The 21140-nt window shown below is 52.9% G+C and carries 26 protein-coding genes and 1 tRNA gene; 20 read left to right on the top strand and 7 right to left on the bottom strand.

The window, feature by feature from the left end:
• Nucleotides 1-50: 50 nt before the first annotated feature.
• Genes MVO87_RS09030 through MVO87_RS09005 form a run of 6 tightly spaced genes read left to right on the top strand, consistent with a single transcriptional unit; the run spans nucleotide 51 to nucleotide 2901 of the window.
• Nucleotides 51-359: a hypothetical protein gene (locus MVO87_RS09030; RefSeq protein WP_297512738.1), complete on the top strand. Its 309-nt coding sequence runs from the start codon at nucleotides 51-53 to the stop codon at nucleotides 357-359.
• Nucleotides 326-1162 carry a DNA-3-methyladenine glycosylase family protein gene (locus MVO87_RS09025; protein ID WP_297512740.1) on the top strand — a complete coding sequence of 279 codons (837 nt, stop codon included), beginning with the start codon at nucleotides 326-328 and terminating at the stop codon, nucleotides 1160-1162. The genes MVO87_RS09030 and MVO87_RS09025 overlap by 34 nt, the downstream gene beginning before the upstream one ends.
• Nucleotides 1159-1521, top strand: coding sequence for a coiled-coil domain-containing protein (locus MVO87_RS09020; RefSeq protein WP_297552938.1), 363 nt, complete (start codon nucleotides 1159-1161; stop codon nucleotides 1519-1521). The genes MVO87_RS09025 and MVO87_RS09020 overlap by 4 nt, the downstream gene beginning before the upstream one ends.
• Before the next feature lie 15 nt (nucleotides 1522-1536).
• Nucleotides 1537-2145 (top strand): nucleotidyltransferase domain-containing protein, encoded by a 609-nt coding sequence (locus MVO87_RS09015; protein ID WP_297552936.1) that lies wholly within the window; start codon nucleotides 1537-1539, stop codon nucleotides 2143-2145.
• Nucleotides 2142-2501, top strand: a complete 360-nt coding sequence (locus MVO87_RS09010) for a HEPN domain-containing protein (RefSeq protein ID WP_297513405.1) — start codon at nucleotides 2142-2144, stop codon at nucleotides 2499-2501. The genes MVO87_RS09015 and MVO87_RS09010 overlap by 4 nt, the downstream gene beginning before the upstream one ends.
• 1 nt (nucleotide 2502) lies before the next feature.
• Nucleotides 2503-2901, top strand: coding sequence for a hypothetical protein (locus tag MVO87_RS09005; RefSeq protein ID WP_297513401.1), 399 nt, complete (start codon nucleotides 2503-2505; stop codon nucleotides 2899-2901).
• A gap of 145 nt (nucleotides 2902-3046) precedes the next feature.
• On the opposite strand, the gene MVO87_RS09000 is transcribed toward MVO87_RS09005, so the two are convergent.
• Nucleotides 3047-4126, bottom strand: a complete 1080-nt coding sequence (locus tag MVO87_RS09000) for a DUF512 domain-containing protein (RefSeq protein WP_297552934.1) — start codon at nucleotides 4124-4126, stop codon at nucleotides 3047-3049.
• Nucleotides 4127-4183: 57 nt separating this feature from the next.
• Between MVO87_RS09000 and MVO87_RS08995 the strand changes: the two genes are divergently transcribed.
• Nucleotides 4184-4717: an adenylate kinase family protein gene (locus MVO87_RS08995; RefSeq protein ID WP_297512686.1), complete on the top strand. Its 534-nt coding sequence runs from the start codon at nucleotides 4184-4186 to the stop codon at nucleotides 4715-4717.
• Between the two features lie 137 nt (nucleotides 4718-4854).
• Entirely contained in the window at nucleotides 4855-5826 is a 972-nt protein-coding gene (locus tag MVO87_RS08990) for an N-acetylmuramoyl-L-alanine amidase (protein WP_297512684.1), read from the top strand.
• Here MVO87_RS08990 and MVO87_RS08985 read toward each other — a convergent pair.
• Nucleotides 5817-6320 (bottom strand): type II toxin-antitoxin system VapC family toxin, encoded by a 504-nt coding sequence (locus MVO87_RS08985; RefSeq protein ID WP_297552932.1) that lies wholly within the window; start codon nucleotides 6318-6320, stop codon nucleotides 5817-5819. The genes MVO87_RS08990 and MVO87_RS08985 overlap by 10 nt on opposite strands.
• Nucleotides 6321-6378: 58 nt before the next feature.
• Here MVO87_RS08985 and MVO87_RS08980 point away from each other — a divergent pair, with 58 nt between their 5' ends.
• From MVO87_RS08980 to MVO87_RS08960, 5 genes are all read left to right on the top strand, one after another.
• Nucleotides 6379-7146 (top strand): LamB/YcsF family protein, encoded by a 768-nt coding sequence (locus tag MVO87_RS08980; protein WP_297514786.1) that lies wholly within the window; start codon nucleotides 6379-6381, stop codon nucleotides 7144-7146.
• A gap of 136 nt (nucleotides 7147-7282) precedes the next feature.
• The gene (pxpB, locus tag MVO87_RS08975; RefSeq protein WP_524540279.1) at nucleotides 7283-7954 is read left to right on the top strand and encodes a 5-oxoprolinase subunit PxpB; all 672 of its coding nucleotides are present in this window, start codon (nucleotides 7283-7285) and stop codon (nucleotides 7952-7954) included.
• 34 nt (nucleotides 7955-7988) lie between these two features.
• Nucleotides 7989-9077, top strand: a complete 1089-nt coding sequence (locus MVO87_RS08970) for a hypothetical protein (protein ID WP_297514792.1) — start codon at nucleotides 7989-7991, stop codon at nucleotides 9075-9077.
• A complete protein-coding gene (locus MVO87_RS08965) occupies nucleotides 9074-9511 on the top strand; it encodes a mCpol domain-containing protein (protein ID WP_297514795.1) in 438 nt (145 codons plus the stop codon). Before MVO87_RS08970 ends, MVO87_RS08965 begins: the two co-directional genes overlap by 4 nt.
• Nucleotides 9504-10496, top strand: coding sequence for a 5-oxoprolinase subunit C family protein (locus MVO87_RS08960; protein ID WP_297514799.1), 993 nt, complete (start codon nucleotides 9504-9506; stop codon nucleotides 10494-10496). Before MVO87_RS08965 ends, MVO87_RS08960 begins: the two co-directional genes overlap by 8 nt.
• On the opposite strand, the gene MVO87_RS08955 is transcribed toward MVO87_RS08960, so the two are convergent.
• Together MVO87_RS08955 and MVO87_RS08950 are read right to left on the bottom strand one after the other, a co-directional pair.
• A complete protein-coding gene (locus tag MVO87_RS08955; RefSeq protein ID WP_297514802.1) occupies nucleotides 10497-10931 on the bottom strand; it encodes a UPF0179 family protein in 435 nt (144 codons plus the stop codon).
• A gap of 34 nt (nucleotides 10932-10965) precedes the next feature.
• Entirely contained in the window at nucleotides 10966-12009 is a 1044-nt protein-coding gene (locus MVO87_RS08950; RefSeq protein WP_297514810.1) for an NAD(P)-dependent glycerol-1-phosphate dehydrogenase, read from the bottom strand.
• Nucleotides 12010-12204: 195 nt separating this feature from the next.
• Between MVO87_RS08950 and MVO87_RS08945 the strand changes: the two genes are divergently transcribed.
• From MVO87_RS08945 to MVO87_RS08920, 6 genes are all read left to right on the top strand, one after another.
• A complete protein-coding gene (locus MVO87_RS08945) occupies nucleotides 12205-13458 on the top strand; it encodes an ATP-binding protein (RefSeq protein WP_297514805.1) in 1254 nt (417 codons plus the stop codon).
• A gap of 31 nt (nucleotides 13459-13489) precedes the next feature.
• On the top strand, nucleotides 13490-14299 hold the full coding sequence (locus tag MVO87_RS08940; protein ID WP_297552928.1) for a DUF63 family protein: 810 nt from the start codon (nucleotides 13490-13492) through the stop codon (nucleotides 14297-14299).
• A gap of 5 nt (nucleotides 14300-14304) precedes the next feature.
• Nucleotides 14305-15075 (top strand): bifunctional fructose-bisphosphatase/inositol-phosphate phosphatase, encoded by a 771-nt coding sequence (locus MVO87_RS08935; RefSeq protein WP_297552927.1) that lies wholly within the window; start codon nucleotides 14305-14307, stop codon nucleotides 15073-15075.
• The gene (locus MVO87_RS08930) at nucleotides 15065-15676 is read left to right on the top strand and encodes a rhomboid family intramembrane serine protease (protein WP_297552925.1); all 612 of its coding nucleotides are present in this window, start codon (nucleotides 15065-15067) and stop codon (nucleotides 15674-15676) included. The genes MVO87_RS08935 and MVO87_RS08930 overlap by 11 nt, the downstream gene beginning before the upstream one ends.
• Nucleotides 15677-15728: 52 nt before the next feature.
• Nucleotides 15729-15836 (top strand) — tRNA-Met (locus MVO87_RS08925).
• Nucleotides 15837-16765: 929 nt separating this feature from the next.
• Nucleotides 16766-17128, top strand: a complete 363-nt coding sequence (locus tag MVO87_RS08920) for a hypothetical protein (protein ID WP_297552923.1) — start codon at nucleotides 16766-16768, stop codon at nucleotides 17126-17128.
• On the opposite strand, the gene MVO87_RS08915 is transcribed toward MVO87_RS08920, so the two are convergent.
• Nucleotides 17115-19037: an RAD3/XPD family DNA repair helicase gene (locus MVO87_RS08915; protein WP_297552921.1), complete on the bottom strand. Its 1923-nt coding sequence runs from the start codon at nucleotides 19035-19037 to the stop codon at nucleotides 17115-17117. The two genes, MVO87_RS08920 and MVO87_RS08915, sit on opposite strands and share 14 nt — an antisense overlap.
• A gap of 46 nt (nucleotides 19038-19083) precedes the next feature.
• Here MVO87_RS08915 and MVO87_RS08910 point away from each other — a divergent pair, with 46 nt between their 5' ends.
• A complete protein-coding gene (locus MVO87_RS08910) occupies nucleotides 19084-19341 on the top strand; it encodes a hypothetical protein (protein WP_297516134.1) in 258 nt (85 codons plus the stop codon).
• Here MVO87_RS08910 and MVO87_RS08905 read toward each other — a convergent pair.
• Both MVO87_RS08905 and MVO87_RS08900 read right to left on the bottom strand, forming a co-directional pair.
• Entirely contained in the window at nucleotides 19291-19992 is a 702-nt protein-coding gene (locus MVO87_RS08905) for a hypothetical protein (RefSeq protein WP_297516112.1), read from the bottom strand. The two genes, MVO87_RS08910 and MVO87_RS08905, sit on opposite strands and share 51 nt — an antisense overlap.
• Nucleotides 19993-20058: 66 nt before the next feature.
• Complete coding sequence (locus MVO87_RS08900; protein ID WP_297516130.1) at nucleotides 20059-21105, bottom strand: M42 family metallopeptidase; 1047 nt, start codon at nucleotides 21103-21105, stop codon at nucleotides 20059-20061.
• Nucleotides 21106-21140 lie beyond the last annotated feature (35 nt).

The raw sequence follows: 21140 nt of genomic DNA, 5'->3' as shown, positions 1-21140 counted from the left end.
GCAGACGAGAGTTAGGAAAGCCATTTATATGCCCGGCACCAAGGTGAACCATGCTCGCCGAAACCTACAGGAGTTACCGTCTCGCGAAGGGGGATAAGAAAAGGGAACTTGCGAAAAAGCTTGTAATGGAACTCGCGAGGCATTCCCACAGGGAGCCCTTCTGGGAAACCGTCCGAGAGCTCGGACTGAGGCCCGACCACGTCAAGGAGGTAATGCTCTTCCTCGAGGAGAACGGGGAAATCGAGATAAGGCGCTCCTCCGACGGAAAGCGACTGTGGGTTCTGACCCTAAGGGATATAAGGCGCAACCCCATAAGGCTCGACCGATGGTTAGCGTTGAAAAAACCGCAAGGGAAATGATACGCAACGGCACCTGGGCCTTCAGGGACGGCGCCTTTTATCAGGCGCTGAGGCTTAGCAATGGGAAGGCCGGAGTGGTCGCCTACGACGGGGACTTCCACTTTCCCGAGGACTGGGGAAGGAAGGAAAGGAAGGAAGCGAAGGAAAAGGTAACCTTCGTTCTCGGCCTTGACACGGATTTGGAGTCCTTCTACGCCGAGATAAGCGACTCACCCTTCTCGTTCCTTGTGGAGGAGTTCTACGGCCTAACGATGCCCGCATCGCCGAGCCCCTACCAGGCCCTCGTCGAGGTGATAGCCCAGCAGCAGGTGAACTTCGACTTCGCCCAGCGGACAATAGCAAATCTCGTCAAACTCGCCGGAGAACCCGTTGGCGAGCTTTACGCCTTTCCCACCGCCGGGAAGATTGCCTCCCTAGGCCTGGAGGAGCTGAAGAAGGCCAGGCTCGGCTACAGGGCGGGCTACATAAAGTCCCTCACAGAGCTTTATCTGAAGGGCGAGCTGAACCTCGAACTCTGGGACTGGGACATTGATGAGGCCATCAAATACCTCACGAAGTTCCGCGGGATAGGGAAGTGGACGGCGGAGCTGTTTTTGGCCTACGGCCTGAGGAAGAACGTCTATCCAGCGGGGGACCTGGGCCTGAGAAGGGGGATAGCGAAGATTTTCGGCAAAAGGTCGAAAGAAGTCAGAGAAAGGGACGTTAGGGAAATCATAGAGCCCTACGGAAAGTGGAAGGGGCTTCTGGCCTTTTACATCCTCTGCTATGACAGGAAGACCGAGATGGAGAGGAGGAAGAGATGAGCGATGTTGTGATTGTCCTTCCCCGCGAGAAGTTCAAATCCCTGAGGGGAAAGGATATCAAAGCCTTAATCGCGGAAAACCTGCCTAAAGTCGAGGAAACCCTCAGGGCCGAGAGGGAGGAGTTCCTTCGGGAGAAGATTGGGAAGCTCGAGGAGAAGCTCCACGAAATGGAGAACCAGCTCGACGAGCTGAGGGAGTTCTACGAGAATGCCCTGAGAGACAAGGAGCTAATGATGGCGGAGCGCGATAAGCTGAGAAAGGAGAACGAGGAGCTCAGGAAAAGGCTTGATGAGAAGAGAAGTTCAGGAATAGTGGACGACTCGTTCACGGAGCGTGAACAAAAAGTTCATAAATCATGAACGAGAGTTGGTAACATGTTCGAGCTCATTTCAACGCCGGAGCGGGTCAGAATTCTGACCTATGTCCTGGAGAGAAAAGCCGTCGGCGTCGAGGAAACCGCCAGGGCAACGAGGTTGAGCAAGGGACTCGTTTCGAAAACGCTGAATCTCCTTACCCGGTACGGAATAGCGGAGAAGAGGGGGAGGAGGTTTGTAATCCACCTGACGCCAAAAACGCGCGAGTTAAAGCGGTTTTTGAACTTCGTCGTGCTCTCGGAGAAGCTTGAGCCTTTGAGGGAGGACTGGATTCTGGCCCTAGGGATACACGGAAGCTTTGCGAGGGGGGAGAACACCGACAAAAGCGACCTCGACGTCTGGATTCTTGTGGAAAAGCCGAGCATACTGAGAACAGCCTCGTTGCGGAGGAAGATAGAAACAGTAACTGGAAGGGAAGTTGACCTGCTCGTTCTAACGCCGAAGAGAGTCAAAGCGCTCCGTGAGAACGACCCAGTTTTTTATTACTCCCTCGCCTACGGCTCCATGATAATCTGGGGTGAAAGCCTTGAACGGATTCGAGACGTGCCTTCAAAGGAACCTGCTGAGAAAGGTTATACCCTCACAAGACACAAGAGAAGGCCCTACTGAGCTTAAAGCGAGCTGAGGAGTGGCTCGAAGAAGCCAGACGAAACATCAGGTTCGGCTCGTACAGAACGTCGCTGGTTGCGTCGTACATGGCGATGTTTCACGGCGCAAGGGCGTTGCTCTTCAGGGACGGCTGGAGGGAGAAGAGCCACTACTGCATAGCCCGCTACATTGAGGAGTTCTACGTCAAAAGCGGAAAACTGGACGGGACATGGGTGGAACTGCTTGACAGAATGAGAGAGCTGAGGCACGAAGACCAGTACGACATCGTCTATGAGCCGAGAGCTGATGAGGCAGAAGAGGCTCTAAAACTCGCAGAGGAGTTCCTGAAGGTTATGAAGTCGCTTGTGGGTGATTAGAATGAAGCTCACAATCAAACCAGATAGAGGCTTTGGAAAGGTTGAAATCGAGCTCGACGAGGCTCTATGGGTCGAGATTGAGAAGCTCGCGGAGCGATACGGCGTCCCCCCTGAGAGGGTCGCTGAAATCGCCCTTATAGGGGAGTTCGGGGAGTCGAAGGGAGAGCTTGAAGAGCTCGAGAGAAAGGCAGAAGAGCTTGAAAAGAGGGTCTGGAAGCTTGAAAAGGAATACGCTCCGCTCCGATACAAGGCCTACGGACTGAGCGAGGACAACAAAATCCTTGCAATCGAGCTCTCTGGCCTGATAGCGGAGAACAACCAGTTGAGGCGCTTCTTAAGGCTTCCCCTGAACCGGAACATTGAGCTGAGAAAGCTTATATCCTACTACCTTCAAGGTTGAAACGCGGATGATGACAGCGAATTGCACCGAACGCTGTGATGACGAGGACTGGCCCTGACGCCGTCCCGGGCCGGCCGTGAGGAATCCAAGACGGGATGAGCGAAGGCGATGATATACCCTATGAGCGCCGAGCCGGTCCGGGGCGTTAAACTGCCCCAACCTTCTCAAGAACGCGCGGTATCTCGACCGGCTCGAGGGCGCTCTCGACGATGTAGCCCTTCTCCACGAGGATTCTTGAAACGAGCTCCTCTCGCGTGAAGCCGTCTAATGTCTTATCGCCGTAGAACATCAGCTCGGGAAGCAGGATAAGACCGAGGTCAACCTCAGGCAGGTTTTTAACGGTTCTAAGCACGTCCCTGCCAGTGAGCAGGCCGGCAGTTCCTATGTTCCCGCCGAAGAACTCGTTTTTGACGGCCACAACTGGAATCCTCGGGAAGATTCTTCTGAGTTCTGGATAGGCCAGTTCGCCCGTCAGTATGTACGTCGGTATCTCGGGCTCGATTTCAAAGGGGCCAAGGTCGAGTCGAAACTCCCCAAGCAAAGCCTTGAAGATGGGCGGAATTACGACCTTTATCCCAGTCTCTCTCCCGACGTCGAGGGCAGTCCCCTTAACGAAGATTAACTCGTCCCTCGTTAGAGGTCTAACGTCCCTGTTGTATCGAGTAACCCCGACGGGGAAGAGCCTGACTTCGGCAACACCCATCGAGGCTAAATCTTCTATTATCTCGCCGATGTCATCGACGTTGTAGCCGGGCGTCAGGATTATGTCCGCTATGACCCTGAATGTCTCGGCGACGAGTGGGAGGAGGTCTATCAGCCTCCCCGCTAGCGGGCTCCTCATGAGGGCGATTCGCCTCTCCTTCTTCGTCGTGTGGACGGAAATCTGCATCTCGTCGAGGCCCGCTTTCTGGAGGCTCTCAATTCTCTTCTCGTCCAGCCCGACGTTTCCAGCCGTGTCGGTAACCCGAATCCACAGTTCTGGGTAGTGCTCGCTCACGTAGGCGATTCTCTTCTCCAGCTCGGGGTCGTTCAGGGTGTCGTGGAAGGAAACGCGGTAAATCATCTCGGGCGGATTCTGGCGGAGGTAACAGAAGAGGCAGTAACTCCCGCACGGGCCGGCCCTGCTCGACGGAGGGATAACTACCAAATCGTCCCGCTCATCAACGCCGTCCAGCTCGTACTTTGTGATTCGCCTAAGCTTGAAGTCCTCGGTGAACTCGTACATGCTCGAAACTCGGGCTGGGTTTTTAAAAGCTTAGGGTGAAGTTAGTGCGGTGGTGGCATGATAATCGCGGTAACCGGGACGCCAGGGGCTGGAAAGACAACGGTTTCAAAGCTTTTGGCTCAAAAGCTCGGCTACGAGTACGTTAGCTTAAGGGACTATGCGATAGAGAAGGGCATCGGCGAGATGAAGGGGGACGAGCTCGAAGTCGAGGTTGATGAGTTAGCTTACAACTTCGAGCGAGACTTCAAGGGGAAGGACGTCGTCGTTGACGGGCATCTTAGTCATTTCCTCAACACAGACCTCGTGGTTGTACTTAGAGCGCACCCGAGGCTAATCGGCGAGAGGTTAACCGAGAGGGGCTATTCGAGGGAGAAAATTGGAGAAAACGTCGAGGCCGAGCTGGTCGATGTAATCCTCGTGGAAGCGCTTGAGGAGAACGAGAACGTCATAGAGGTCGACACTACAGGAAAGACGCCGGAAGAGGTTGTGAATGAGATTTTAGGGCTGATTGAGAAAGGTGTTGAAAAGAGGGTCGGCGTCGTGGACTGGAGCGAGGTTTACGACGAGGTGATTCCCTACCTGAGGCTTTGACTCCTTTTTCTTTGAAACTACCGCATTCAGACCATGTACAAACCTATTCAGGCCCTAACTGCACAGGATAATCCGCACAAGCTTTATAATAGACTTTTTTTGGATAACAGTTCACCAATGGCATAGAGGTGAGGATGATGAAATTTAGAGCACTGTTTGTAGCATTTTTGTTCCTTAGCGCCCTCATGTGGATACCAACAACGAAGGCCAGCGCCTCAAATCTAAGCGGGTACACCATCTGCGTCGATGCCGGCCACGGTGGAAAAGACCCGGGTGCAGTCGGATACGTGGTGGAGAAGGACGTGAACCTGGCGATAGCTCTCAAAGTTGCCCAAGTCCTGGAAAGGGACGGTGCGAGGGTAGTCCTTACAAGGAACGGGGACTACTTCGTCACGCTCTCAGGAAGGGTACAGATAGCGAACTCAGCCGACTGTGATATCTTCATCAGTATACACGCCAACGCCGGGCCGAGCTCGGCGAGCGGATTCGAGGTCTACCACTACTACACCTCCAGCAGGGGAAAGACCCTAGCGACGTACGTTGACGAGGAGATATCAAAACTCATCCCCCTCAGGAACAGGGGCGTTAAGAGCGCTGGCTTCTACGTTATCAAATACACCAGGATGCCCGCCATACTCATCGAGACCGGCTTCGTGACGAACTCCTATGATGCAAGCATAATAAGCGATGAGGCCTATCAGTGGAAATATGCCTACGCCATTCTCCACGGCGTCCAGAGGTACTTCGGAGTTCCCGTTCATGACCCGGTTCCAGTGGTAACTGGTGTGAGGTTCGCGGACCACGGAAGCTACTTCAGGGTCGTCCTGGACGTTAGCGAGAAGGCCAGCTACCACGTTTACTACACCTATTACTCCAGCGGCTACCACCTCGTCATCCAGGTGGACAACGCCCAGCTGGCGAACCTTGGATGGGCGAGCTACAACGGATGGTACTACACATACACCGGCTCGGGTACTGCCCCGCTGATATACGCCACCCAGAGCGGAAACACAGTTTTTATCGTTGTCGAGCTCAACAGTCCGTATTTGCCATACAACGACTTCGTCCTCTCAAACCCGGACAGAATAGTCGTGGACATCTATCCCTGATCTTGCCCTTTCTTTCTCCGCTTTTTTCTCCGCCTTCTCTTCGGGATCAACCTCACAGGGCTCCCGCAGTCGGGGCAGACCCCTTCGGGGGGCATCTCAGAAAACCGCTTCCCACAGCCGATGCAGACGTAGTTCCAGCGTATCACGCGCTTAATTCCGCGCTTGAGGGTCTTGAAGGTAATCCCGAGGGTTTTCGCAATGTTCTGGAGGTTGTAGTCGTCGGTGAGGAGGGTAGCTTTGAGCTCATAAGCCAGGGCGAGAACCTCAATATCAGCTTCGCTAAGCTCGTTGAGCTCACCCGTTTTCCTTGCGGCTTCCATAACCACCTCAACGCTCTCCTTTGATGGAACGAGCACCTTAACCTTTCCCGCGCTTATCAGGCTCTCCAGGAAGAGTCTCGACTCCGGGTCCTTGACCTCTTCAACGACCTTCGGCGTCGTGAAGCCCTCGACGTCTATCCCCTGAATGAATATCGCGGTGTCTATTACCTGCATGGTTCAAGCTCCGGGAAAGGCTTTTTTAGATTTCCGTCGAAATGAAACCGGTGGGAGCATGAGGGTTGATTTGAACTCCGACCTTGGGGAGAGATTCGGGCGGTACAAGTTGGGCCTTGACGAGGAGGTAATGAACTACATTACGAGCGCCAACGTCGCTACCGGCTGGCACGCCGGCGACCCGATTGTCATGAGAAAGACCGTCAGGCTCGCGAAGGAGAAAGGAGTTGCCGTCGGCGCGCATCCGGGTTATCCGGATTTGATGGGCTTCGGGAGGAGGTACATGAAGCTCACGCCAGAGGAGGCAAGGAACTACGTCCTCTACCAGATTGGAGCGCTCTACGCGTTCACGAGGGCTGAAGGCCTCGAACTCCAGCACGTCAAACCGCACGGGGCACTTTACAACGCCCTCGTTAAAGAGGAAGAGCTCGCGAGGGCCGTCATAGAGGGGATAGCTGACTTCGATAAAAAGCTAATTTTTGTAACCCTCTCAGGCTCAAAACCGGCCCAGATAGCGGAGGAGATGGGCGTTAAAGTTGCCCACGAGGTCTTCGCTGACAGGGCCTACAACCCCGACGGAACCCTCGTCCCGCGCTCGAAGCCCGGAGCGGTTATCCATGATAAGGAAGAAATAGCGGAGCGCGTGGTCTCGATGGTCAAGGACGGCGGGGTTAGGGCCATAAACGGCGAGTGGATTGAGCTCAGGGCAGATACAATCTGCGTCCACGGCGACAATCCGAAGGCCGTTGAGATAGCGAGGCAGGTCAGGGAAGCCCTTGAGCGTGAGGGGGTTAGGATAGTGCCGATGGGGGAATTCCTGAGATGAACACTCAGAAGAAAGCTCCAAAAAAGGAAAACATAGAAGAGTTTCTGAGAGACCTTAACTCGGCGTTTGGAGCATTTACGGAGGACTTTGACCTTAAAAAGATTCGAAAGGAATGGGAGCGTAAATGGGTGAGACCATGAACTTCAAGCCCCTTGGAGACTCGGCGTTGCTCATCTCCTTCAGAGAGGTCATTGACGAAGAGACCAACGACCGCGTTCACGCCCTCGCGGGGGCGATAGAGAAAGCGGGCTTTGAGTGGCTCGTCGAAGTCGTTCCCGCTTACTCTTCCCTCGCGGTAATCTACGATGCCAAGCTCATCGACTTTGAGGGGGTTAGGCAAGCAATCGAAAGAATTGAGTTCTCGGCTGAGAAGTTCGAGGGAAGGCTCGTCGAAATCCCGGTTCTCTACGGCGGTGAGCACGGCCCGGATTTGGAATTCGTAGCGGAATACAACGGCCTGACTCCGGAGGAGGTCATCGAGATACACTCCAGGCCCATCTACCGCGTCTACTTCCTCGGCTTTCTCCCGGGATTTGCCTATCTCGGTGGGATGGACGAGAGAATAGCGACGCCCCGCCTTGAGAAGCCCAGACTGAAGGTTCCAGCAGGCTCGGTCGGGATAGCGGGGAAGCAGACCGGCATCTACCCCCTCGAAAGCCCAGGAGGCTGGCGTATCATAGGCAGAACCCCGCTGAGGCTCTTCAACCCTACTAGAGATCCTCCAACGCTCCTGAGGCCCGGCGACAGGGTAAAGTTCGTGCCGATTGATGAGGAGGAGTTTTTGAGCTTATCTAACAGAAAAATTTAAACAGTATAATCAATGTAATAAACTTGGTGAGAGCATGACTTCAAGATATGCAGTAATAACATTAGGAAATATTAACGAGCAAACTTTTGGGACAGTTCTTGACAAAATATTAACGAAAATTTCTAAAGAGAAAGATAATGAAGATGGAGAAACTGTTGCTCATCTTTTTATAATAGACACAGAGGATAGCTATGACAAGACAAACAGAATGTTAAGCGAAAGATTGTTAAATAATAAAAATAAAAACATAATTATAACCCGGGCAATAATTAGTACAATGAATAAACAGCAAGGATTAGAGAAGATAGTCTTAATTGTAGAAATGGCAACTAAACTGTATAACAAGGAAAATATTTTTGTTGATATAACAAACGGGCCTAAAGAGTACTCTTCGGCATTATATGCAATCTCATCTATATTAGAAATTGAGAACATATATCAATTACAGAGAAATGGCGAGAACAATTATGAGTATGTTCTTGTTCAGAGACTAGATAAGATACCAGAACTCTCAAGAATTGGGAATTTTGAAATTCTCTATTATCTGACAGAGCTAGAAGAAACATTTAAACCCGTAAAAGACAAAATTAGAGACTCTTCCTTTCTAGACTATGCATATACAAAAGTTAGGGAGGGCATTATACTATATTCCTCCAAAAAGGAACAATGTACAGATGAAGCACAGGATAATTGTGATTTTGAGATAAGCCTTTTAGAAACTGTTAGATGGGTAGAAAAAGCTATTGAGATTCTGTATGATTTTTTGGAAGATAAAAAAGATGAAATTTTAAAAAATAAAGAAAAGTTTGAAAAAATTAAAAAAGAGTATAAAAGACTAAGCATAACAAGCAAACTCAAAATAAGTGAGAGAACATTTAAGGACAACAACATCAAAGATGAAGTTTTAGAGTCCCTTAGAGGGATTCCTCTGATACTAGAATTATTGTGGGAGTATCGCCATATCCCTGCCCACCAATCAAGAATTGGATATTACAAAATATCCCAAAACGAGGCTAGGATAGCTATCGAAGCCTCATTGGAATTTTTCAGGAGAGTATTCACTTGCAAAAAACTAACTGAGTACATGATGACAATAGACTCGAGTGCAGGTGAAAAACAATGAGTATCTACGTGTCCATAGATGGAGATAACATCGGAGAACTAATAGAACAAGCCATATTAAGCAAAGATGAAAAGAGATTGCAGGAAATCAGTAATAAGGTGACAACGGCAATCACAATTTTCTCAAGCCAAATAAAAAACCAGATTCCAAATTCCACAATTATTCTAGCCGGAGGAGACAGTGCTATACTGAAAATTGAGGCCCAAAGTTTATACGAAGTGGCAATGAAAATTAAAGAGGTAAGTGGGCAGTTTTTTCAAAATTTTCAACTTTTCTCAGTTTCAATTGGAATAGGAACGTCCCTCATATATTCATATCTAGCATTAAAATTCGCCAAAGCCAATGGGAAAAATAAAATTGTTGCATATAACGGGCAAAAATTTGAAATATTGGGAAATATAATCCCAACACGGGGTAACCTCAACGATGATTGAACTCCTCCGAGTTCCCTCTTTGCTGACGGTTCAGGACTCCGGACGGTCAGGCTACAGAAAGCTCGGTGTTCCGATTTCCGGCTTCATGGATGATTATTCTGCGAGGATAGCTAACTACCTCGTCGGGAACCCCGGAAATGCACCCCTCCTCGAGTTCCTCCTGACCGGGCCAACGCTGAAGTTCAACGCTTCAGCGGTCTTCGCCGTTGCCGGTGACGTCGATGTGAAGCTCAACGGGGCTCCAGTTGATCCCTGGACTAGTTACTGGGCAAAGAGGGGCGACGTTCTCGAAGTAGGGGTGGTGAAGAGCGGTCTTTATGGCTACATAGCCTTCGCCGGAGGAATAAAGTGTGAGCCTCTCCTCGGGAGCTGTTCAACGTACGCTAAGGCAGGCCTTGGAAAGCCCCTGAAAGCTGGCGATGTCCTGAACCTTGGCTACGCGATACTGACGGGCAGGGAGGGGCGCAGGCTTCCTGAGGAGCTGAGGCCGGACTACTCGGCGGAGGAGATAACCGTCGGCGTCGTTCTCGGCCTGGATTTGGGCCATTTCACAGAGGAAGGCGTGAGAACGTTCCTCAGCGAGGCCTACACAATAACGCCGGAATCGGACAGGATGGGCTACCGCCTCGACGGAAGGACGATAGAACATTCCGAGAAAGGGGCTGGGATAGTCACCGGCCCGCTCGTCCCCGGGACGGTTCAAGTTCCCCCCAACGGAAAGCCAATCGTGATGATGCGCGACGCTCAAACCACCGGCGGTTACGCGAGGATTGGCGTCGTTACGAGTGCACATCTGCACCGTCTTGCCCAGATGAGGCCCGGTTTTAAGGTGCGCTTTGGGGAGATGAGCGTCGAAGATGCCAGAAACGAGCTCTTTAAGAAGGAGAAGACGCTTGAGGCGATAAGGCTTTTCCTTGAGGGAAGGCTAAGGGCCTACAGAATAAAAACCGAAAAAATGGAGACGATAGCCTTCGCGGGAGAGTAATCACTCCTTCTTGCGCATTACCTTTGCAATCTTGTAGGTCTTTCCGTCGCACTCGATTTCTCCCGTTATCTCAATGATTTTCACGTGGTCGCCCTCGAAGAGGCCCTCCGGCTTAAAGAGGTCCCTCTTCTTGGGGTCGCTGCACTCCTCGAACTTCAGCTGGATTATGGAGCCAACTATGGCCAACCTCGGGTCTACGGCTATCTCGATGCTCGGCTCGACTACTTCCACGACGCGAACCTTGCCCTCGTGCAACGGACAGGAGTGCGACGGCATGCTCCTGACCCTCAGAATCTTGTACCTCCTGCCCGGTTCAAGGTTTCCAACGCATACCCCCGCCAGCTTGCAGGTTTTACAGGGCTCAGCCGGGCCATAGAATATAAACTCAACTCCAGGTTTTGCGAGCTTTTCACCGACTAACGTGATTATGGCCATCTCAAACACCTCCTAAAGTTATGACGGATGATAATCAGATAACCCCCGTGATTTTAGCGGCTTTCTCGGCCGCCTCGCGGGTGAGGCCGTCCTTCCCAAGGATTGTATAGCGCTCGGGCCTTATCGTGTGGGCAATCGTGAGGGCCTCGATAACAATCTCTGGGTCAATCCCAAGCTCATATGCAGTAGTTGGGGCGCCAACCCTCTTTAAGGTTTCCCTAACGCGCTCCCACTTCATGCCGTGGAGGTATGCCATTATGATGGTACCCAGTCCGGTCTGCTCGCCGTGGAGGGCTGGCCTGTCGAGCAGCATGTCGAGGGCGTGGCTGAAAAGGTGCTCCGCCCCGCTCGCGGGTCTTGAAGAGCCCGCTATGCTCATGGCAACGCCCGTGGAGATTAGGGCCTTTATGACCTTTCTAACGCTCTCCTCGTTGCCGAGTCTGATTATGTCGGCGTTTTTCATGACCATCTTGGCACTCATGAGGCTCAGTGAGGCCGCGTACTCGCTGTAGTATTCCCCTTTTATCCTGTGGGCCAGCTGCCAGTCCCTAACGGCAGTCAGGTTGCTTATCGTATCGCCAACTCCAGCCGCGAGGTAGCGGTAGGGAGCGGTTTTGATGACCTTGACGTCCGCCACCACCGCGATGGGGGGAACGGCCTTGACGGATGTTTTAGCGCCCAAATCCCTTATCGAGGCGTTGGCGCTCGCTATGCCATCGTGGGAGGCCGTAGTTGGGAAGCTGATGAAGGGAACGCCCGTTTTGAATGAGGCAAGCTTGGCGACGTCTATTATACTCCCCCCTCCAACCGCTATGACCCAGTCGGCGCTCTCGTCCTTTATCAGGTCTATCGTCCTCTCAACTTCCTCCATCGTCGCGCCCTTTCTGACGGTGAGCGAAACGACTTCGTACTCGGATTTAAGACTCTCCTCGACATCCTTACCCGCTATCTCCCTCGTTCTCGGCCCGTAGAGTATAAGGGCCTTCTCGCCGAGGCCCAGCCGTCTCGCAACGTTCACAACTTCCCCTTTAAGGTCCTCGCCCAGCAGAACCTCGCGGGGAAGCTGCATCAGGTGCAATCCTTTCATTCTCCCACCCCTAACCTCTCGGAAGGAAAAGCTTTAAGGCTATCGGAAGGACCGTCTATGGCGACCTTAAAAAGTCCGGAGACTTCCTGGGTCCTTTGGAGAGCCAGCATGGCTTAACTCAAGGGGTTCAATTTTGGTCTTTTAAATAGGGAAATATTTAAATAATATTCCCTCTCATAAAAGACCATGATTGACAAAGATTTAACCCTCCAGTACCTGGCGGACTTCCAAGAGAAGAAGCTCCCAGAAACCGTTGAGCGTGAATTGAGAGTTTCCCTAAAGAGCGGGCAAATCATAACCCTAATCGGGCCGCGGCGGAGCGGGAAGACCTTCTACTTCTACCAGCTCATTAAAGAACTCCCGCGCGAGGACGTTCTCTACATAGACTTCGAGCATCCCATCTTCGAGGGGTTCTGTGCGAGGGACATCGTGGACGTCCTTAAACTCCATCGCGAGGCCTTTGGCGAGCCGGTTTACATCTTTCTCGACGAGGTTCAAGCTGTCAAGGACTGGGAACGAATGGTCAGATACCTTCACGACGAGGGGTATTCAGTTTTCGTAACCGGCTCCTCCTCAAAGCTCCTCTCCATGGAGATAGCCTCAAGGCTGAGGGGAAGAACGCTGACCTACACTATGCTCCCCTTCTCGTTTCGGGAGTTCCTGAGGGCGAGGGGATACCACATGAGACGACCTCTGAGCTCAAAGCGGGAGGCCGAGCTTAAGGCCCTCCTCAGGGAGTACCTCGAGTGGGGAGGCTTTCCAAGGGTTGTCCTTGAGGATAACGAGACGATTAGGGAGAAGCTCCTCGAAGAGTACCTTGACATGGTTCTCTACAAGGACGTCGTGGAGCGCTACGGCGTTAGAAACCTCCACGTGATGAAGCTCCTCCTCCGCTCGCTGATGCGCTCCTTCGCCAAGGAGTTCAGCGTTCATGCCTTCTACAACGCCCTCAAGTCCCAGGGGATAAAGGTCAGCAAGGGAGTTCTCTACGAGTACCTCAGTTACCTTGAGGATTCCATGAGCGTCTTTTTGGTGAAGAAGTTCAGCTACTCCCTAAAAACCTCGGAGCTTTCAATTCCAAAGGTTTACCCGGTTGATGCAGGCTTTTCACGGCTCTTCTCGTTCACACCGGACACTGGCAGGCTCATGGAACTCGCGGTGTTCCTCGAACTGAAGAGACGGGAAGCGGAGGTTTACCACTACAAGAACCACAAGGAGGTTGACTTCATGATAACTAAGAGAGGCCAGCCCGTTGAGCTGATTCAAGTCACATACGCGCTGGACTCTGGAGACGTAAGGCCGAGGGAAGTCGAGGCCTTGAAGTCCGCCGGCAGAAAACTGGGTGTGGAGAACCTGACTGTGATAACGTGGGACTACAGAGACGAGAAAGATGGAATCCGCTTCGTTCCGCTCTGGTGCTTCCTCACGGAAAAGCTTTAAGGCTATCAGAAGGACTGTCTATGGTGGTCGAATGAGCTTTGGAGAGTTTTTTTACCGCTATTTCGTTGAACCCATAAAGTACAATCGGGGTTACAACGTCGTGAACACCCTCGTTTACGCTCTAATCCTCGGCGTCGCCGTTCTGCTCCTGTATAAGATGCTCAAGAGGATGAGGATAAAGGTGGACGAGCGCTTCTTCGTGGCTCTTATGCCCTACATAATCCTCGGCCCGCTGATGAGGAGCATAACCGACATAGGCCTTCTCCCGAGGACGTATTTAACGGTCAGCCCTGGCGCGTACTTCGTCATAGCGGGCTTCGCGATAGCGTCCCTCTTCGCCGTCTGGAGGCATCTCGGGCCCGAGGAAAAGCTGTATCCAATATACCGCGATTTCGGGTGGATTCTTGTTGGAGGCTTGGTATTCATAATGGTGATTAACTGGGACAGGGTGTCCGTCAGGTGGGACTACTTCAAGTACTTCCTCCCAAGCCTTCTCGTTGCGGAATCCTTCATCTGGCTCCTCTCAAGGAAGTTCGAGCTCGTGAGGAACAACAGGATACTCTTCTACACCCACTTCTACGACGCGACGACGACTTTTGTTGGCATACAGTTCTTCGGCTTCTGGGAACAGCACGTTCTCGCGAGGACTCTGATGAACCTGCTTGGAACGCCCGCCGTCATGTACCTTGAGAAGCTCGTTATAATCACGCTTGTGGTTTACGTTCTCGACAAGCTGATGACCGATGAGGACCCCGAGCTTATAAACTTCGTGAAGCTGACGGTCTTCATCCTCGGATTCGGCCCGGGAACGAGGAACCTGCTCATAACGTTATTGAGGTGATTCGTATGGAGTTTGCCTGGAACGAGATTGCCCTCAGCATGGCAAAGGATTTGGAGAAAACAATAATGCCCCTCTTCGGAACCAAGAAGGCCGGTGAAAACGTCGGAACGAACGTGAGCGGTGACGTGACAAAGTACGTTGACAAGGTCGCGGAGGACCTGATTTTAAGGCACCTCAAACCGCTCGGCGTCAACATAGTGAGCGAGGAAGTCGGGGAGATAGACGTCGGGAGCGACTATACAGTTGTCGTTGACCCCCTCGACGGCTCCTACAACTTCTCGATGGGAATCCCGATATTCGCCTTCAGCTTCGCCGTCTTCAAGGAGAGGAAACCCGTTTACGGGGCAATCTACGAGTTCTTCCCGAAGGCCTTCTACGAGGCGATTCCTGGTGAGGGGGCTTACCTCAACGGAAGGCCGATTCACGTCAACGAGCCCGAGCCTGGAAAAGAAGCGATAAGCTTCTACACGCGCGGAAGATGCCTCGGCCTTGTGAGAAAAGTTAAGCGAGTCCGCGTTCTCGGGGCGATAGCGGTGGAGATGGCCTACACCGCCAGGGGCTCGCTCGATGGTGTCTTTGACATAAGAAACTACGTGAGGCCCACGGATATAGCGGCGGGAGTTATGCTCGTGAGGGAAGCCGGGGGAATTGTAACGGACGAGAACGGGAAGCCCCTCGAACTTGAGCTCAGCGCCGAGGTGAAGACCAACGTTATCGCCGTCGCGAACGAGAGAATCCTCAAAATAATCCTGGAGGAGCTGGAGAATGAGCCTTGAGCGCTACTTCCACCGCTACGGAAAGGCAACCTTCACGCTCTTCCTGATAAACGTTGCAGTTTACATCATCGAGGCAATCCTCAGCAGGAATCCATTCTGGATTAGCGATAGGGTTCTTGGGACTCTTGGCCAGTGGAACTACGCGGTTCTGCACCTTGGGGCCTGGTGGCAGCCATTCACGGCGATGTTCGTCCACGTGAACATAATTCACATCTTCTTCAACACATACTTCCTCCTCGTCATGGGGAGCCAGCTTGAGAGAATACTCGGGCCCAAGCGGGTCGCCATGATTTACATAGTCTCTGGCTTAGCAGGAAACCTCCTGACGCTGTTCCTTATGCCCCCACACGTCGTCAGCGCGGGTGCGAGCGGGGCGCTCTTCGGTATAGCAGGGGCGCTGATAACAATCACCGGCGTCGTTGGAGGAAACATGCAGGGGGCCCTCGTGAACGCCTTCGTGCTGTTCCTAATCAACAGCTTCCTGCCGGGGGTTAACGCCTACGCCCACCTCGGTGGACTTCTCGCCGGAATCCTCATAGGCTACTACTACGGAAAGGCCATAAAGAGGAAGCTTACGTGGGCCTACGCGTATTGGCATTAGCGAAAGATTTAAAAACGCCCGCCGGAAGGTATAGGTCGAGCGCTCGGGCAGTGCCGGGGTAGCTTAGCCTGGTCAGAGCGCTCGGCTCATAGGGCCACTCCCCCTCGGGGGAGCCTGAGAAACCGAGAGGTCCGGGGTTCAAAGCCCCGCCCCGGCACCATAGAAACTTTGCCTTCGCAAAGTTTCATCAAAGTTTGTAGCTCCTTTTGGAAAAAGCGATATTTCGATTCGAGTGATTTCCCCCCTAATTGATTGTTTTGAGTGTGAGAACTTTCCCAGTTGCTCCTTAAGCGTGGGTTTACCTTTAAATCGACGCCCGAAGGGCGTCAAGAAGAGAGTAAACCCATTTTAAGAGGGCTGTTTTGGTTGGTTCTCTTTTGGAAAGCGCGATTTTACAGGAAAAATCTACCCCACTTTGAGCCTTTGACGAGGAGCTACGAGCTTTTGGTGAAGCTTTTTCCAAAAGCTTCCGCGAAGTTTGACCAAGGTTCGTGATTCTTTTCTAAAAACGCAACTCTAAGGAGTTTGCACTCTCAAATTGCAGAGCTCTCAAGGAATTATCTCCAATAGGGGGCTATTCGGGAAGGGTTTCTCTAGGAGGCGCTCCTTCGGAGCGCGGGAAAATGTAAACCCGCGTGAGAAAGCTTCCAAAATTTAGGAATTCACATTCCAAAAAGCCGTTAAAAGCGCAAACGCTCTTGAAGAACCCTTGTTAGAGGAATCACTAACTTTGATGAAACTTTGCCGAGCAAAGTTTCTTTGGTGAAGCTTTTCCCAAAAGCTTCAGCGCTGGCGGAAGATTAAGTGCTTTTTTTTGGAAGTGCAAGTTTTAGAGGGGGTTTCTATTGGATTTGCTCCCTCTGTGAAGGGTTTCCCTCTTCAAAGGCGCCCTTCGGGCGCTGATAAGAAGTTGAAACTATCTCATGGAGTTTTGTTGTAGCGTTAAACCCCCCACCGGCGTGTCCTTTGGTAGTGCACGATTGTTTTTCTGCTTCCTGACGAGAAGAGGGCTTTTCACAGGCCTTCCTTAAAGGCCGTGCAAAGATTCTTCCGGAAAGTTTATCTAAAAAGATGTCAATATAAGCCCTGATGAAGATTGTTAAAGTACCCTCCGATGACAAAGTCGGTGTCATAAACGTCGGCGCACCACCGGAGGTCGAGCTCGACATCGACGTCAAGCCCCGGAAGGGAGAACTCGTCGTCTGGATAACGAACCCAAACACCTTCAAGGTCGAGACGGACAACGAGATTGAGCTCTACGAGTACGTCGGTTTCTGGCAGAGGCTTGACCCAGGGATAGTGTTTCTAAACCGCAAAATCGTCCTAATCCCCGGTGAAACGATAGAGCAAAAGTTACCGGTGGAGCTCACGCCAGGGAGATACAAGGTCGTCAAGGTGGCCTACGTGAACGGGGCCAAGGTTAGAGTTGAAAAGGAGTTCACAGTCCGCTGAGCCAGAAGCGTTTCAGATAAAGCCTCATCCTCGCCAGGTCAACGGGCCTCATGGTTTCCACCATCCAGTCCGGAAAGTCCTTCCTGACGTTCCTCCAGAGAACGCGGTAGTCGAGGATTATTATCGAACCCTTCTCCTCCGCCGAGCGGTGAACCCTTCCTGCCGCCTGAACCAACTTCCTGTGAGCGGGGAGGTAGTAGCCGTAGTAACGGCCCTTCCCAGGAAACTTCCGCTCGAAGTACCTTATCTGGGCCTGAACGCGCGGAGTTGGCCTAGCGTATGGAATCCCGACCAGTATGACCCCGTTCATCTCATCTCCGCTGTAATCCTGTCCCTCACTGTTCCTCCCACCCATGACACCGAGCAGAACCGCCCCGTTGCCCTTCGCATGGGCTTTAAACGAGGCAACCATCGCGTCGTTCTCGGCCGAGCTTACCCCCTGCCTCTCGATGAAGACGGCCTTTCCGGTTCCCTCAAGTCTAACCTCAAGGTTGGCCGAGAGAAGGCCCTGGAGAACCTCATATGAGGCCGTAAAGACACCGACGTTCTTGGGGATTAGCCTGACCGCCTCGACGATGTAGTCCACCATCTTCCTGTAGACCTGAAGCGAGCGCTCCTCACCGCGCGTCGAGACGTCTTTGGCGACCAGAACCTGCGCGTTTTCACGCTTCACCATCCTCGGAAACTTCTTCAGCCTGGCATTCTCGATGCCCATGACGTCCCTGAAGGCCTCGAGGGGCGTAAGGGTTCCGGAAATGAAGAAGGCGCTGTGGACGTCACGCAGGAAGGTTAGAGCTTTCGACGGGTCCAAAGCCACGAGCTCAAGGCTCAAACCCTTCTCCCTGCTGAGCAGGAAGAGGTAATCCTCCCTTCCGATGAGCGAGAACCATAGGAGCAGAAACTCGCCGACGCGGCCGATGTAGCTCCTCGGAGGTTTGCCCTTCTCGATTCGGTCTTCCCTAATTGCCTCGCCGATTGAGACCATCTCGTTCAGCGTTTTGACGAGCCAGCGCTCGCTTATCCCGAGTGTTCTCATCAGATGAACGAAGACCAGCTCGGGCTGAATCGGCGTTTCCTGGATTTCCCTGTCGGCGAGCTTCTCATGGAAGAGTAACTCAAGGCCCCTGCCGAGTATGCTCAGGAAGTTGGCTATCTCGTTCTCCTTATACTCCTCGGCCTCTTTGATGGCCCTGTTGAGGGTGTGTATGCTCAGCCTGTCGCTCAAAGCCGAGATGGCCTGGTCTGGCAAATTGTGAGCCTCGTCGAAGACGATTATCAGGTCCGAATAATCCACGCCAAGCGAGCTTATCAGACTCTCCCTTATGCTAGGGCTTATCGCGTAGAGGTAGCTGGCAACGATGACGTCCGCCTTCTCGGCTATCTTCCTCGTCAGGTCGTAGGGGCAGAGCTCGAGCGTCTCCGCGTAGCTCAGGATTTCGGAGGGGTGGGACGGGCTCTCGAGGAAAAAATTCACCAGCTCGCTGAACTCGGCCTTTTTCTTCTTCTCGTTCTCGTAGAAGGGGCACTTTCCAAGCTTCTTCAAGTTCTTGCAGACGACCATGGCGGTGTAGGCGTCGCTCGTGAACTGGGTGAGGTAGTTGTGGAGGCACAGCTCCTTCCTGCTCCTGAGCTCAACCCCGGAAACCCTTGCCTTCCGGTTTATCGCCTTGAGCTCCTCTATAACGCGGTCCATCTGCCTGTGCGTTCGGGCTAAGTATAGAACCTTGAGGCCGAGTTCCTCGGCAACTGGAAGAACTCCCGCCAGAACGCTCACGGTCTTACCGAAGCCGGTAGGTGCCTCGATTATGGCGTTCTCTCCCCTCTCAGCAGTTTCGCGCACGAGCTCGATGAACTCCGCCTGATTGGGCCTGAGGGTGTCGTAGGGAAAGTACTGGAGGTCTGGTTGCATGGGAAGAGTTTTTAACGGGTCGCTTTTAACCTTTCCCGTGGTGAAGATGGAGGAGCGAGAGAAGAAACTGGTCGAATACGGCATCGAGGCAGTTATTATAGCGTGGCTCGGCTACCTGTGCCTCTACCAGAACTACCTGCTCCACAAGTGGTACAGGGGGCTCCCACTGCCAGAGAAGTGGCCCTTTGCCCTGGGAGGAATCGCAATGGGGCTGGCTTTTCTGGTCTACGAGCTGTGGAAGCTTGAAAAGAGGTCACCGACGGAGAACACTGAGGAAGTACTCTCCCCCGAGCTCAAGGCCTGAGAAGTCATCTTCACCGACACCAAGAAGGGGCTTGTTCACCTCGACTATCGCGCTTCTACCCGAGCTCTCGTGCTCGATGCTTTTCACCGCGTCGTTTTCAACGATTATTCTGAACTCCTCGCCGTTACCCTTTCCGCGGAGGGAGAACGTCCCGTCCCCAATGCTGAAGCGGAGGTATCGAATCAGGTGCGGGAGGTCCTCCGAGGCCAGTTCCCGCACGTAGAACTCCCCTTCCCCCGTCGGAAGGATTTTTCCGACTATTCTCCGGTAGCTTTCCGAGAAACGGCAGACCGCCAGAGCGAAGCCGTTGACGAGGGTCTCGAGTTTCCGGCCGAGAAAGCGCTCGACGAGGTCGGCGGAAGCCCTCGACAAGAGGACATCCCCATCAACGGAAGCGGAGAGAATCAGCAGTCCCTTAGGGCCCTTCATCACGTAGGTGGCCGTTGAATCTGCAAAGGCCACGTTCATTCGGCCGGAGAATTCAAACTTAAATAATCTCCTCCTGATTCGTATCTGAACGTCGAACGGCTCTTCCCCCGATACCTCGGCCTCGAAGGGCAGGGACCTGAAGAGTTCCCTCGGCTTCGATGTCACCCACTTAACGGCCTCCCAATCCGCCGAGAAAGGCATCTCTGCCGTCCTTGATTCCATCGCTGGACACCCTTGAGCAGTGCTGGAGAAAATTTGAAGGGGGCTTTTATAAAATTTAAGGGAGAATCAGAGCTTCAGGTTCGGAATCTCCTCGATGACCTTGGTCGTCAGCTTGACCGCGGCATCGACGTCGCGCTCGTCAACGACCTCGGTGTTGGAGTGGATGTACCTGGCTGGAATGCTTATTCCGCCCGTTGGGACGCCGCTCTTGGTCAGGTGTATAGCTCCAGCATCGGTTCCTCCGCCCGTTAAGATGTCCCACTGGTAGGGTATCTCGTGCTTCTTAGCCAGCTCCTCCATCCACCTGACAATCGTCGGGTGGCAGATGACGGAGCGGTCCATTATCTTAATCGCGACGCCCTTTCCGAGCTGGGTTATCTGCTTGTGCTCCGGAGTTCCCGGAACGTCGGCCGCTATGGTGACGTCGAGGGCGAAGCCATAGTCCGGGTCAATGCCGAACGCCGAAACCCTCGCGCCCCTAAGGCCGACCTCCTCCTGAACGGTCGCGACGAAGTAGACGTCTGCGTCGGTCTCGTTTAACTGCCTGGCCGCCTCAACGAGGGTGTAAACGGCTATCCTGTCGTCGTGGGCGATGCTGACGAGCCTGTGCTTTCCGAGCCTCTCTAAGCGACCGTCCCAGGTGATAACGGTGCCTATCTTTACACCCATCTCCTCGGCCTCTTCCTTGCTCTCGGCGCCTATGTCTATGAAAATCTGGTCCCAGGTTGGGGCCTTGTTCCTCTGCTCCGGTTTCTGAATGTGCGGTGGAACGCTTCCACCGACGCCGTAGATGAACTCGTTCGGGCCTATCCAGACTTTAAACCTCTGGGCGATGAGAGTTCTCGGGTCAACACCTCCAACGGGCGCAACGCGGAGGAAGCCGTTCTTCTCGATATGGGTCACCATGAGTCCAATCTGGTCCATGTGCCCCGCGAGCATGACCTTTGGGCCCTTTCCTTCCTTGTGCGCTATGACGTTGCCGAGCTTGTCAACCCTAATCTCGTCGACGTAGGGCTTGAAGGCCTCGATTACAACGTCCCTGACGCCGAGAAACTCAAAGCCCGAAACACCGGGGGCTTCAACGATTTTCTTGAGCAGTTCGAAGTCCACCATCGGCACCACCGTTTAGATAGTCATCGTAATGAGCT

The sequence above is a fragment of the Thermococcus sp. genome (assembly GCF_027063845.1).
GTDB lineage: Archaea > Methanobacteriota_B > Thermococci > Thermococcales > Thermococcaceae > Thermococcus.
Note: the sequence above shows the minus strand (reverse complement) of the source record. Positions and strands in the feature narration are given on the sequence as shown.